This window comes from Delftia sp. Lp-1 (assembly GCF_020523835.1).
Taxonomy (GTDB): domain Bacteria; phylum Pseudomonadota; class Gammaproteobacteria; order Burkholderiales; family Burkholderiaceae_C; genus Comamonas; species Comamonas acidovorans.
In genome coordinates, this window is the sequence record NZ_JAJALJ010000001.1 from 3,217,914 (window position 1) to 3,231,337 (window position 13,424).

12 protein-coding genes are annotated in these 13,424 nt (G+C 69.5%); 8 read left to right on the forward strand and 4 right to left on the reverse strand.

What is annotated here, in order from left to right:
• Positions 1 to 5 precede the first annotated feature (5 nt).
• Positions 6 to 1,511 (reverse strand): sensor histidine kinase, encoded by a 1,506-nt coding sequence (locus LGR64_RS14490; RefSeq protein WP_230355905.1) that lies wholly within the window; start codon positions 1,509 to 1,511, stop codon positions 6 to 8.
• A 1-nt stretch (position 1,512) separates the two neighbouring features.
• Positions 1,513 to 2,229 (reverse strand): response regulator transcription factor, encoded by a 717-nt coding sequence (locus LGR64_RS14495; RefSeq protein ID WP_012204915.1) that lies wholly within the window; start codon positions 2,227 to 2,229, stop codon positions 1,513 to 1,515.
• Between the two features lie 168 nt (positions 2,230 to 2,397).
• On the opposite strand from LGR64_RS14495, the gene msrB reads away from it, so the two are divergent.
• From msrB to LGR64_RS14530, 7 genes are all read left to right on the forward strand, one after another.
• Positions 2,398 to 2,898 carry a peptide-methionine (R)-S-oxide reductase MsrB gene (msrB, locus tag LGR64_RS14500; protein ID WP_088165142.1) on the forward strand — a complete coding sequence of 167 codons (501 nt, stop codon included), beginning with the start codon at positions 2,398 to 2,400 and terminating at the stop codon, positions 2,896 to 2,898.
• Between the two features lie 16 nt (positions 2,899 to 2,914).
• The gene (locus LGR64_RS14505) at positions 2,915 to 4,750 is read left to right on the forward strand and encodes a cytochrome c biogenesis protein DipZ (protein ID WP_230355906.1); all 1,836 of its coding nucleotides are present in this window, start codon (positions 2,915 to 2,917) and stop codon (positions 4,748 to 4,750) included.
• A gap of 34 nt (positions 4,751 to 4,784) precedes the next feature.
• On the forward strand, positions 4,785 to 5,534 hold the full coding sequence (msrA, locus tag LGR64_RS14510; protein WP_230355908.1) for a peptide-methionine (S)-S-oxide reductase MsrA: 750 nt from the start codon (positions 4,785 to 4,787) through the stop codon (positions 5,532 to 5,534).
• A 73-nt stretch (positions 5,535 to 5,607) separates the two neighbouring features.
• On the forward strand, positions 5,608 to 6,975 hold the full coding sequence (gene chrA, locus LGR64_RS14515) for a chromate efflux transporter (protein WP_230355910.1): 1,368 nt from the start codon (positions 5,608 to 5,610) through the stop codon (positions 6,973 to 6,975).
• Positions 6,976 to 6,987: 12 nt separating this feature from the next.
• A complete protein-coding gene (locus LGR64_RS14520) occupies positions 6,988 to 7,815 on the forward strand; it encodes an AraC family transcriptional regulator (RefSeq protein ID WP_230355913.1) in 828 nt (275 codons plus the stop codon).
• 84 nt (positions 7,816 to 7,899) lie between these two features.
• The gene (locus LGR64_RS14525) at positions 7,900 to 8,586 is read left to right on the forward strand and encodes a B3/B4 domain-containing protein (protein WP_230355915.1); all 687 of its coding nucleotides are present in this window, start codon (positions 7,900 to 7,902) and stop codon (positions 8,584 to 8,586) included.
• Between the two features lie 320 nt (positions 8,587 to 8,906).
• Entirely contained in the window at positions 8,907 to 11,066 is a 2,160-nt protein-coding gene (locus LGR64_RS14530) for a TonB-dependent siderophore receptor (protein ID WP_230355916.1), read from the forward strand.
• Positions 11,067 to 11,102: 36 nt separating this feature from the next.
• On the opposite strand, the gene LGR64_RS14535 is transcribed toward LGR64_RS14530, so the two are convergent.
• Positions 11,103 to 12,053, reverse strand: a complete 951-nt coding sequence (locus LGR64_RS14535) for a transglutaminase-like domain-containing protein (RefSeq protein WP_230355917.1) — start codon at positions 12,051 to 12,053, stop codon at positions 11,103 to 11,105.
• Positions 12,054 to 12,280: 227 nt separating this feature from the next.
• Between LGR64_RS14535 and LGR64_RS14540 the strand changes: the two genes are divergently transcribed.
• Positions 12,281 to 12,967, forward strand: a complete 687-nt coding sequence (locus LGR64_RS14540; RefSeq protein ID WP_013802958.1) for a GntR family transcriptional regulator — start codon at positions 12,281 to 12,283, stop codon at positions 12,965 to 12,967.
• 12 nt (positions 12,968 to 12,979) lie between these two features.
• On the opposite strand, the gene LGR64_RS14545 is transcribed toward LGR64_RS14540, so the two are convergent.
• Entirely contained in the window at positions 12,980 to 13,399 is a 420-nt protein-coding gene (locus tag LGR64_RS14545; protein ID WP_096915961.1) for a heme-binding protein, read from the reverse strand.
• Positions 13,400 to 13,424: the final 25 nt, after the last annotated feature.

Consider the following 13,424-nt stretch of genomic DNA (forward strand, 5'->3'; position numbering starts at 1 on the left):
CCGCGTCAGCCCTGGCGCGGCCGGGCGCCGGCGCCCGTTGCCTGCGCGGCCGCCGGCAGCACGAACCGGAAGCTCGCCCCCTGCCCCGGCTGGTCCACCAGTTCGATGCGGCAGCCGTGCAGCTCCAGCATGCGGTGGACGATGCGCAGGCCCAGGCCGCCGCCGCGGCGGGCGCCGCCCACGGTGAAGGGGCGCTCGAACAGGCCTTCGCGCAGATCGGCCGAGATGCCGGGGCCGGTGTCGGCCACGGTGACTTCGACCGCGTTGCCCGCTGCCGCCAGCGCCACCTGGATGCTGCCGCCGCCGGGCGTGTGGCGCAGCGCGTTGTCCAGCAGGTTGCCCAGCACGCGCTCGATCATGCCCAGGTCGGCCTGGACGACGGGCAGGCGGGGCGGGAAGTCGGCCCGCAGCGCCACCTGGCGCGCCTCGGCACGCAGCTCGAATTTCTGGAACACGTCCTGCACCAGGTCGGGCATGGAAAACGGCTCCGGCTCGGGCTGGACAAAGCCGTATTCCAGGCGCGCCAGCTCGAACAGGCTTTGCGCCAGCTCGCCCACCTTCTGGCTCTGGGCCAGGGCAATGCCCAGGTAGCGGCGGCGCTCGGTGGCGTCGAGCACGGCGTCCTTGAGCAGCAGCGTTTCCAGGTAGCCGTGCAGGGACGACAGCGGCGTGCGCAGGTCGTGCGAGACGTTGGCGATGAGTTCGCGCCGCTCCTGGTCCTGGCGCGTGAGCGCCCGCCACTGCTCGCCGATGCGCGCCACCATGCGGCGGTAGGCCGAGTCCAGCACGGCGATCTCGTCACGGCTGTCCTGTGCGGCGCCGGGCTGGGGGGCCGGCAGGTCCGGGGGCGCGCCATGGATGTCGAAGCCGGCCACCTCTTCGGTGAGACGGCGCAGCGGCCGCGTGATCAGCGCAAAGGCCACCAGGCCCGCCACCAGGCACAGCAGCGCCACCATGCCGATGGACCACAGCGCCGTGCTGAGCACCGAGTTGGCCGAGCCCTGCGCCACCAGCTGGTCATGCGCCTCGCCCTGCAGCACCACGTAGATGAAGCCCACGTCCTTGCCGTTGACGCGCAGCGGCGCCGCGCTGAAGACCTTGCGGCCTTCGATGCTGCGCGGGTCGTCGCCCAGGATGGGCAGCGTGCCGCCTTCCAGCAGCCGGTGCACGGGCGCCAAGTCCACGCGCTCGCGGCGCACGCGGCCGTCGGGGGCGGCATGGCCGGCAATGCGGCCGTCGGCGTCCAGCAGGTAGACCTCCACGCTGGGGTTGACCAGCATGAGCTGGTTGAAGAAGCTGCGCACGGCGCCGGGCATGAGGCCGTTGGCGTCGGTCAGCTGGGCGTCGCGCGCAATGCTTTCGGCCACGTCGCGCGACAGGCCCTGCACCACTTCCAGCTCGTGCATGCGGCTGGCGCGCAACTGCATCCAGGCCGAGGTGCCGCTGCACACCAGCAGCAGCACGGCAAAGACCAGGGACAGGCGCTGGGTCAGTGTCAGGCGCAGCTTCATGTCAGGCGCCCTCCCCCGCCTCGGCGAACTTGTAGCCGCGCCCCCAGACGGTGAGGATGCGCGCGGGCTGGGCCGGGTCGGCCTCGATCTTGGCGCGCAGGCGGTTGATGTGGGTGTTGACGGTGTGCTCGTAGCCTTCGTGCTGGTAGCCCCAGACGGCGTTGAGCAGGTCCATGCGCGAGAACACCTTGCCGGGCTGGCGCGCAAAGAAGTACAGCAGATCGAACTCGCGCGGGGTCAGGTCCAGCCGGGCACCATGAAGCCGGGCATCGCGCGCCACGGGGTCCATGGCCAGGCCGGCGATGGTCAGGCTGCCGGACTCCAGCCGGGCATTCTGGGCCAGCGCCTCCACGCGGCGCAGCAGCGCCTTGACGCGCGCCACCAGTTCCAGCACGGAAAACGGCTTGGCCAGGTAGTCGTCGGCGCCGATCTCCAGGCCCAGGATGCGCTGCACCTCGCTGGAGCGCGCGCTGATGATGATGATGGGCGTGTAGCGCGCCATGGCGCGGGCGCGGCGGCAGATCTCCAGGCCGTCCACGCCGGGGAGCATGATGTCCAGCACCAGCGCGTCCCAGCCGCCGCGCTCCAGTTGGCGCAGGCCGTCGTCGCCACGCGCGCAGTGCATGACTTCCAGGCCTTCGTCGCGCAGGTGCAGCGTGAGCAGGTCGGCGATATGGGCGTCGTCCTCGACGAGAAGTACGCGGCGCGTGGCGGTCATCGGATGCGGTTTCCTGGAAGTGGCGGGAGTGGCTGCCATTGTGCGCAATACCGGGGCCGGGAGTTATCACGAATCTTTGAACTCTGCGTGAAGACTTCGGGAGGCCGCCGCCCTAACCTGACTGGCATCGCATCGTTTTCAGACGCAAAGAACCTTCAGGAGCACACCATGACCACCAGACGCCATCTTCTGTGGACTGCAGGCGCCGGCACCACCGCCGTGCTGGCGGCCAGCCTGTTCCCGCGCCGCGCACCGGCCGCCGCCTCCAGCGAAATCTTCGAGGTGAGCTACAGCGACGCCGAGTGGCGTGCCCGGCTCACGCCCGAGCAGTACCAGATCCTGCGCAAGGAAGGCACGGAGCGCGCCGGCACCAGCCCCCTGAACAAGGAGCACCGCGCCGGCACCTTTGCCTGCGCAGGCTGCGCGCTGCCGCTGTTCTCGTCCAAGACCAAGTTCGACAGCGGCACCGGCTGGCCCAGCTTCTGGCAGCCGCTGGACAAGGCCGTGGCCACGCGCCAGGACCGCGCCTACGGCATGCTGCGCACCGAGGTGCATTGCCGCCGCTGCGGCGGCCACCTGGGCCATGTCTTCGACGACGGCCCCAAGCCCACGGGCCTGCGCTACTGCATGAACGGCCTGTCGCTGACGTTCACGCCCCAGCCTGCCTGAACCCGGGAGCCACGCCATGCTGCTGATCGTCCTGGCCTATCTGGGCGGGGTGCTGACCATCGTCAGCCCCTGCATCCTGCCGGTGCTGCCCTTCGTCTTTGCACGCGCCGACCAGCCCTTCGCCAAAAGCGGCCTGCCGCTGCTGGCGGGCATGGCGCTGACCTTCGCCCTGGTGGCCTCGCTGGCCGCCGTGGGCGGCGGCTGGGTGGTGGCCGCCAATGAGTACGGCCGCTGGCTGGCCCTGGGCCTGGTCGCCGTGTTTGCGCTGACCCTGCTGTGGCCCGGCCTGTCCGAGCGGCTGACGCGGCCGCTGGTGGCGGCGGGCTCGCGCCTTTCCGAGCGTGCCCAGGGCACGGACGGCGGCGCCCGCCCCGGCGCCTCGCTGCTGCTGGGCGTGGCCACGGGCCTGCTGTGGGCGCCCTGCGCGGGCCCCATCCTGGGCCTGATCCTCACGGGCGCCGCACTGCAGGGCGCCAACACCACCTCCAGCCTGCTGCTGCTGGCCTATGCGGCCGGTGCGGCCACCTCCATGGCGGCGGCCCTGCTGCTGGGCGGCAAGGTGTTTGCGGCGCTCAAGCGCATGCTGGGCGCGGGCGAATGGGTGCGGCGCGGGCTGGGCGCAGCCATGCTGGCCGGTGTGGGCGCGATTGCGCTGGGGCTGGACACGGGCGTGCTGGCGCAAGTGTCCACGGCCTCCACCGGCGGCCTGGAGCAAAGGCTGGTGGACCGCCTGAGCGGCAGGCCCGAGGGTGGCGCCATGGCCATGCAGGCCGGTCCCGCCATGGTGGCCGCCGTGGACAGGGGTGAGGGCTCCGGTGCTGGCCCGGCCATGATGGCCGCAGGCGGCGCCATGCGCATGGCCGGTGGCCCGTCCCGCGCCGCCCTGCCGGACGAAGGGCTGGCCCCTGCGCTGGACGGTGCCACCGACTGGCTCAACTCCACCCCGCTGACGGCCGAACAACTGCGCGGCAAGGTGGTGCTGGTGGATTTCTGGACCTATTCCTGTATCAACTGCCTGCGCACCCTGCCCTATGTGAAGGCCTGGGCCGAGAAGTACCGCGACCAGGGCCTGGTGGTGGTGGGCGTGCATGCGCCGGAGTTCGCCTTCGAGCGCAAGCTGTCCAACGTGGAAAAGGCCATCAAGGACCTGGGCATCGGCTACCCCGTGGCCGTGGACAACGGCTACAAGATCTGGCGCGCCTTCAACAACCAGTACTGGCCGGCGCATTACTTCATCGATGCCCAGGGCCGCATCCGGCACCACCACTTTGGCGAAGGCGGCTATGCCGAGTCCGAGCGCGTGATCCAGCAACTGCTGCAGGAAGCCGGATCGAAGCAGGTGGACCAGGGCCTGATCGACGTGCAGGCCAAGGGCGTGCAGCAGGCAGCCGACATGGCAGCCGTGCGCTCGCACGAGACCTATCTGGGCTATGAGCGCGCCGAGCAATTTGCCGCCACGCCTGCCGCCGTGCACAACCAGGCCACCGTCTATGCCACGCCCGAGCGTCTGCCGCTCAACGCCTGGGGCCTGAGCGGCCAATGGACGGTGGGCCCGGAAAGCGCCACGCTGGACGGCGCCACCGGCCGCATCACCTACCGCTTCCAGGCACGCGACCTGCACCTAGTGCTGGGCCCCGGCAGCGATGGCAAGCCCGTGCGCTTCAAGGTGCTGATCGACGGCAAGGCGCCCGGCGCCTCGCGCGGTATGGACGTGGCCGCCGACGGCAGCGGCAGCGTGACCGAGCAGCGCCTGTACCAACTGGTGCGCCAGGACGGCGGCGCAGCCGAGCGCACCTTCAGCATCGAATTCCTGGATCCCGGCATCTCCGCCTATGCCTTCACCTTTGGCTGATCCCTGGCCACTTCACTTTCACCGGAGAGACACCATGACCAACGATTCCACCCTCGCCACCGCACCCCGCCGCCGCGGCCTTCTCCAACTGCTGACCGGCAGCGCCGTGCTGCTGGGCGGCGCCCTGCTGTGGCAGGGCAGCAACCTGCAGGCGGCCGAGCAGGCCGTGCGCATTCCACCACCCGCGCAGGATGCGCCCGCCACGGGCCAGGGGCCGCAGAAAGCCATCTTTGCGGGCGGCTGCTTCTGGGGCGTGCAAGGCGTGTTCCAGCATGTCAAGGGCGTGCAGCGCGCCGTCTCGGGCTACAGCGGCGGCACGGCGGCCCAGGCCTCGTATTCGGCGGTGAGCAGCGGACGCACCGGGCATGCGGAGTCGGTCGAGGTCACCTATGACCCGGCCCAGGTCAGCTACGGGCAGCTGCTGCAGATCTACTTTTCCGTGGCCCATGACCCGACCCAGCTCAACCGCCAGGGGCCGGACACGGGCACGCAGTACCGCTCGGCCATATTCGCCACCGACGCCGCCCAGTTCAAGACCGCCCAGGCCTACGTGGCCCAGCTGGACGCGGCCAAGGTCTTCGGCAAGCCCATCGTGACCCGGCTGGAGGACAAGCCCAGCTTCTTCCCGGCCGAGAACTACCACCAGGACTTCATGACCGAGAACCCGCGCCATCCCTACATCGTCATCAACGACCTGCCCAAGGTGGAGCAGCTCAAGCAGCTGTTCCCGGGCAGCTACCGCGCCGAGCCGGTGCTGGTCAAGCAGGCCGCCCGGCAGATGTAGCGTCTGCGCAGCGCGGGTGCGGTGCGGGTGCCTGCAGGCGTCAGCGGCGGCTGCCGTATGAGACATTTGCGGCATGCCTCCCAGTTCGCTTGATGCACCCGCTGCACCCGCTGCACCCCTCCCGCCCACCCGCGCCGAAGCCCTGCGCTACTGGCTGAAGCTGGGCTGCATCAGCTTTGGCGGGCCGGCCGGGCAGATCGCCATCATGCATGAGGACCTGGTGGAGCGGCGGCGCTGGATCTCGGAGGGGCGCTTCCTGCATGCGCTCAACTACTGCATGCTGCTGCCCGGCCCCGAGGCGCAGCAGCTGGCCACCTACATCGGCTGGCTGCTGCACCGCACCTGGGGCGGCATCGTGGCCGGCGGGCTGTTCGTGCTGCCTTCGCTGCTGCTGCTCATCGCCCTGTCCTGGATCTATGTGGCCTTCGGCCATGTGCCGGCCATTGCCGGCATCTTCTATGGCATCAAGCCGGCCGTGACGGCGCTGGTGGTGCATGCGGCCTGGCGCGTGGGCTCGCGCACCTTGCGCAACGGCTGGCTGTGGGGTATTGCCGCGGCGGCCTTCGTGGCCATCTTCGCGCTGAAGCTGCCGTTTCCGCTGATCGTGCTGGCGGCCGGCGCACTGGGCTACCTGGGGGGCAGGCTGGCGCCGCGCCACTTCTCCCCTGCGGGCGGGCACGGCCCGCGCGGCGGCAGCCACGGCCCGGCCGTCATCGACGATGACACGCCCACACCGGCCCATGCACGGTTCAGCTGGCGCTTTTTCAGCCAGGTGCTGGCGGCCAGCCTGGGGCTGTGGGCGCTGTCGCTGGGCCTGCTGGCCGCCGCCTTCGGCTGGCAGGGCGCGCTCACCCAGATGGGCTGGTTCTTCACCAAGGCGGCGCTGCTGACCTTTGGCGGCGCCTACGCCGTGCTGCCCTACCTCTACCAGGGCGCGGTGGACCACTACCACTGGCTCACGGCCACGCAGATGATGGACGGGCTGGCCCTGGGCGAGACCACGCCGGGGCCGCTGATCATGGTGGTGTCCTTCGTGGGCTTCCTGGGCGGCTGGAGCACGCAGGTGTTCGGCCCCGATGCGCTGCTGCCGGCCGGCGCCGCCGCCGCCCTGGTCGTGACCTTCTTCACCTTTTTGCCGTCCTTTGCCTTCATCCTGCTGGGCGGCCCCTTCATCGAGTCCACCCATGGCAGGCTGGGCTTCACCGCGCCGCTGACGGGCATCACGGCCGCCGTGGTGGGCGTCATCGCCAACCTGGCCGTGTTCTTTGCCTGGCATGTGCTGTGGCCCCAGGGCTGGGCGGGTCCCTTCGACTGGCCGTCCGCACTGCTGGGCCTGGCTGCGGCGGCCGCGCTGCTGCGCTGGAAGGTGGGCGTGATCCCCGTGGTGGTCGGCGCGGGGCTGGCCGGCCTGGCGATCACGCTGGCGCGCCAGGGTGGGTAGAAAGGCTGCGGCATGGTTTCGACCACGGATGGGCATTTCAGCTGGCTGCGCTGCCGCACCGCAGGCGTGGAGGCCGTGGCCGCAGACACGGCGAGGCACTTTGGGCGGCACGCCCACGAGCAGTACGGGATCGGCCTGATCGAGCGTGGCGCGCAGAAATCCGCCAGCGGGCGAGGTCTGTACGAGGCCGGGGCCGGCGACCTCATCATGGTCAACCCCGGCGAGTTGCATGACGGCATGCCCCTGGGCGATGGCGGTCGCGCCTGGCGCATGCTTTACCTGGAACCATCGGTCGTGGCCGGGCTCATGGCGGACATGGATGGCGCAGGGCCAGCGACCGGCTTCGAGTTCCGCCAGCCCGCCGTGCGCGACCCGCGCCTGGCCGCGTGTTTTCAGGCTCTGTACCGCAGGATGACCGGCAGCGGCGAGGCAACGGACGCCCTGGACCTGGACGAAGCCCTGCTGCAGCTGCTGGGCGGCATGCTGCAGCCCCCTGCCCCGGCGCCCCGCGCACCGGCCCCCATCACACTGGCCCGCGCCCGGATGGACGACGATCCCGGTGCACCGCTGACCCTGGGCGCCCTGGCCCACGAGGCGGGCCTGAGCCGCTACCAGTTCCTGCGTGCCTTTGCGCGCGCCACGGGAATGACGCCCCATGCCTATCTGCTGCAGCGGCGCCTGCACCAGGCGCGCAGGTTCATCGCCGGCGGCATGCCGCTGGCCGAGGCCGCCGCGCACAGCGGCTTTGCCGACCAGAGCCATATGACGCGCCTGTTCGTGCGCAGCTTCGGCATGGCGCCCGGCTTCTACGCCAGGGCAGCCAAGGCCTGCGCTGCGTGACGCGCTGCAATTTCCTTCAAGACCACGCAAACCGGCTTGGCGAGGATGGAGATCACATCCCCTCTCCACTCACAAGGCCTGATCTTGCAGTTCTCCTACTCACCCTCCATCCCCCGCGACTTTCCTGAACTGGCCTCGCAGACCTTGCTGCTGCGCGGCCTGTCACCCGACGTGCCCGCACACGCCGTGATCGCCCCCTTCATGGCACAGGCCAGGCAGAACCTGGCCTGCACCCCGGAAAGCGAGATGCCATCCATTCAGGCCTGGCGGCGCGGCTTTGCCAGGATGGGCCTCAAGCCCACGCAATACCGCTGCGCCGCCGAGGCCCTGCTGCGCCGCTTGCGCAAGGAAGGAGATCTGCCGGGCCTGCATCCGCTGGTGGACCTGTGCAATGCGGCCTCGGTGGCCTTTGCCATTCCCGTGGCCGTCTTCGACCTGGACCGCATCAGCGGCTGCCTGCAGGTGCGCCCCGCAACCGGCAGCGAGGTCTACGAGACCTTCTCGGGCGAGATCGAATATCCCGAGCCCGGCGAAATCATCTTCGCCGACACCGCTGGCCGCGCCCACGCCCGGCGCTGGTGCAACCGCCAAAGCGGCCACTCGGCAGTGCGCGAATCCACAGTCAACGCGCTGATCGTGACCGAAGCGCTGCACGCCACGGGCAAGGCGGATACGCGGCAGCTGGTGGAAGCATTGCAGTCGGCGGCCGGGCGGCTGTGGCCCGAGGCCGTTTCACACCGAAGCGACCCCTCGCAGGCCGCCCTGGCCTGAGGCGACCGGGGCCGTTGGCGCCCCGGCGTGAAAGGGGCTAACACGCTGCGCGGACTTCCCGCAAGCAAGACCGTACGCGTATCGCACCGCCCTGCACATCGACCCGCAGGTCCCTTCAAAACAAACTTCTACGCTATCAAAATGATAACAATGCGTTGCATGCTACATACAAATGAAAAGAAAAAGAAATCATTCCTATTGTCATTCTAGAATCCGCACCCGCCATGACAGGCTGCGCCGCTGGCCCCAGGCCGGCAGCAGCGCCGACGCACCCAGAGCACGCCCCACGGCACAGGTTTCCCAGCTCTCGACCATTGACCATGCTTATCCAAAGACTCTCGCGCACGGCAGTTGCGCATGCCGCCCTGCTTGCCCTGTGCGGCGCAGCCCACGCGCAGGCCCAGCCTGAAAATGTTCCCGAGGCCACGCTCGCCCCGGTCACCGTGAACGCAGGCACCGAGAAGGAAAATCCCACCGGAGCCGTGGTGGGCTTCACCGCCAAGCGCGCCATCTCGGCCACCAAGACCGACACGCCGCTGATAGAGACGCCCCAGGCCATCAGCGTGGTCACGCGCGACCAGTTCGAGGCCCAGGGCGTGCAGACGCTGCGCCAGACCACCGCCTACAGCGCCGGCGTGGTGTCCAACTATTTCGACAGCCGGGTGGACAGCTTCTCGGCACGCGGCGGCAACGTGAGCCAGTACCAGGACGGTCTGCTGCGCACCTACGGCACCTACAACACCAGCCGAGCCGACCCCTACACGCTGGAACGCGTGGAATTCCTGCGCGGACCCTCTTCCGTGCTCTACGGCCAGGGCAGCGTGGGCGGCGTGCTCAACCTGACCAGCAAGCGCCCGCAGGCCGAGGCGCTGCGCGAGGTGCAGGTGCAGATGGGCAGCTACGGACGCAAGCAGATCGCCACCGACCTGACCGGCGCCGTCACCGAAGACGGCCAGTGGCTGTATCGGCTGGTGGCCGTGGGCCGGGAAAGCGGCACCCAGGTGGACCATGTGAACGACGACCGCCTGGTCATCGCGCCCAGCCTGACCTGGCGGCCCAGCGCCGATACCTCGCTGACGCTGCAGGCGCTCTACCAGAAGGACAAGAGCGGCTCGCTGATCGGCTTCTTCCCCTGGCAGGGCACGCGCCTGCCCAGCCCCTACGGCCAGATTCCCACCAGCACCTTCATCGGCGAGCCCGGCTGGGACTCGTTCGACACAGAGAACAAATCCTGGGGCTACCTGTTCAGCCACCGCCTGAACGCGGACTGGACCGTGCGCCAGAACCTGCGGCGCACCATCAGCGACGTGGACTACCGCTCCATCTACACCAGCTTCACCGCCATCCCCGGCCAGGGCCGCCCTGCGCGCCCGGTCTTCAACCCCGACAACCGCAGCGTCTACCGCGATGCCTCCTGGCAGGTCAACGGCGGGCGCATGCTGGTGATCGACACGCAGCTCGAAGGCCGGCTGCGCTGGGGCACGGCCGAGCACACCGTGCTGGCCGGCATGGACGCACAGCGCAACAGCACCAGCCAGTCCACCTGGCGCGGCCTGACCGCGCCGTTTGACGTCTACAACCCCGTCTACGGCAATTTCACGCCGCCCACGGCCTCGCAGTTGGTGCGCCAGCCGGGCGTGTCGCAAAAGCAATTGGGCTTCTACGCCCAGGACCAGATCAAGTGGGGCCGCTGGACCGCCACCCTGGGCCTGCGCCACGACAGCGCCCAGACCGATACCGAAGGCCGGCCCGCCTCCGCCGTGGACGAGAAGGCCTGGACCAAGCGCGCAGGCGCCACCTACCAGATGGACGGTGGTTGGGCGCCCTACCTGGGCTACTCCGAGTCCTTCCAGCCGCTGGGCGGCGTGGATGTCTACGGCACGCCCTACAAGGCCCAGCGTGGCGAGCAATGGGAAGCCGGCGTGAAGTGGCAGCCACCGGGCCAGGGCCTGTCGGCCTTTGCCGCCGTCTACACGCTGCGCGAGAAGAACCGCAAGACCACCGACCCGGCCAACCCGCTCAACAGCCTGCAGATCGGCGAGGTCAAGGTCAACGGCTTCGAGGCCGAGCTCACCGCCAGCCTGGCGCGCCACTGGGACGCCACCCTGGCCTATGCGTACACCGACGCCGTCATCTCCCGCAGCAATGGCGGCGACCAGGGCCAGCGCGTGACCAGCGTGCCGCGCCACACGGCATCGGCCTGGCTGACGCACCGCTTTGCCAGCGAAGGGCGCGGCGGCTGGAGCCTGGGCGCGGGCGTGCGCTACACGGGTTCGCAGTGGACGGGCACCAGCTTGGTGGACACGCCTTCGGCCACCCTGCTGGACGCCATGGTGTCCTATGACGCCGGTCCCTGGCGCCTGGCCTTCAACGTGGTCAACCTGACCGACAAGGTGCAGATCACGCAGTGCCTGGCACGCGGCGACTGCTTCTACGGCCAGCGGCGCACCTTTGCGGTGACGGGAACGCACCGCTTCTGAGGACCGCCGCCGCGCGCCTTTCACAGCGCAGGCAGCTCAGGCAGGCAGCTGCCTGAAGCTCCTTCGGTCCGCCGTGCTGCCAAACGATGCGCAGCCCGACAGCACTGCGGGCGAAGGTGGCGTGGTCGATAGCGCCTCGCTGCACCGCCGTGGCAGCTGGCTGTTTGCGTCTTCCAGCGCCTGCGTGTGCAGGACGGGCGCCTCGGCCACCACGTTGCCGAAGATGGTGGCAAAGGCCACGTCGGCTGCATCCCGGCCCGTGCCAAAGCGCATGAAGCCCATGGGAATGGCCGTGCCCGATGCGTCGAACAGATACCACCTGTCGCCCAGGTAGGCTTCCACGTAGGCATGGAAATCGGGCGGGCCCAGTGCAGGATCGGCGCCGTAGTCCGTGCCGGTGGCGATGCGGGCAGGAATGTTCAGCGCACGGCACAGGGCGATCATCAGGTGCGTGAAATCGCGGCACACGCCCACCTGCTCCACCAGGGTATCGACGGCCGAGGTGGACGAGTTGCTGGTGGCCGAAGCAAAGGTCACCAGCTCCTGCACCCACTGCTGTATGGCCAGCACGCGCGAATAGCCGGGCGCCAGTTGGCCGAAATTGCGGAAGGCCAGCTGCATCAGCCGGTCGGACTGGCAGTAGCGGCTGGGGTAGATGTACGGCAGGACCTCCAGCGGGATGCAGCGCACCGGAACCTCGCCCAGCGCCGCCGGATCCTCGCGGTGGTGCGCGATGCAGACGGTGGCCGTGTAGCTCAGGTGCAGGGGGCCTGGGTTGGCATGCAGGCGCATGAAGCGGGTGGAGGTGGCGGGCTCGGTGGCAATGTCGGGCTCCACGGGCTGGCTGAGCACCAAACGCTCGTTCTCCACCGTCTGGTGCGAGGTGTGGGCTGCATGGATGTTGAACACGAAATCGGCCCCGGCCGGATCGCGGATGTCATAAGCAAGATCCACCTGGATCTGCAGCCTGATCGCTGCGTTGGCCATTGGTTGTCCCTGGTTGGTGTGTCTGATCGGCACCATGGTGCGGGCAGCCACGCCCGCAGGCCGTAGGCCCCTGCTGAAAAGCCTGTAGTGCTTGGCAGGGACAGCGCGTGCGCCGGGCAGGAGGCGCGCCGGGGATGCAAACTCGGCTAACATCGGCGCCGCCCCGCATGGCGCAATGCCTGTGGCGGGGGCATCCACCAGCCAGGAACAGCCAAGGAGACCGCTAGATGGCGGAGATCATCGAGATATCGCGGGCGGCGCTGCACGAGCAGGTGGCGGACCGTTTGCGGTCCATGCTCATCGAGGGGCGCATCGCCCCGGGCGCCAAGCTCAACGAGCGCGAGCTGTGCGAGCAGCTCGGCGTCTCGCGCACGCCGCTGCGCGAGGCCATCAAGCTGCTGGCCGCCGAAGGCCTGGCCGACCTGCTGCCCAACCGCGGCGCCATCGCCGTCAAGCTGAGCGAGGCCGATGTCATGCACGCGTTCGAGGTGCTGGCCGGCATCGAGGGCCTGTCGGGCGAACTGGCCGCGCAGCGCATCACCGACCAGGAATTCGCCGAAATCCGCGCCCTGCACTACGAGATGATGGCCAGCGTAGCGCGCGCCGACGTGTCTGCCTACTACCGGCTCAACGCCGCCATCCACGCGGCGCTGAACAGCGCCGCCAAGAACCCCGTGCTGACGGAAACCTTCCAGCGCATCAACAACCGCGTGCAGTCGCTGCGCTTTCGCACCAACCTGGACACGGCCAAGTGGAAGCAGGCCGTCAAGGAGCACGAGGCCATGATCGAGGCCCTGGGCGCACGCGACGCCACGGCCCTGCGCGAGCTGCTGGTCACCCACCTGCACCACAAGCGCGATGCCGTGCTGGCCATGCTGCGTGCCGAGGCCCTGCAGCCGCGCAAGTCGCGCTGAAGCCCAGGGCCGCTACCGCTGCGGCGCGGCCCCCAGCGCCGCAACGCCGGCCCGCGCCACCTCCGCATCCTCGGCCGGCTTCACCCCGCTGACGCCCACGGCGCCCAGGCAGTGGCCCTCCCTGGTGATGGGCACGCCGCCTTCCAGCAGGCCCTGCAGCGCGGGCACGCTCAGGTAGGAGGTACGGCCACCATTGATCATTTCCTCATAGAGCCGGCTTTCCTTGCGGCCCAGTGCTGCGGCGTGGGCCTTGGCCGGCGCGATGTGGGCCGAGGCCGGTGCCGCACCGTCCAGGCGCTGCAGCCACAGCAGGTGGCCGCCGTCATCGGCGATGGCGATGCTGACGGCCCAGCCGCGCGCCGCGGCATGCGCCTCGGCGGCCTGGGCGATGGCCTTGATGTCCTGGAGGTCCAGGCAGGGCTTGTGCTTCATGGGAGTGCCTTGTCCTTTGAAGGAT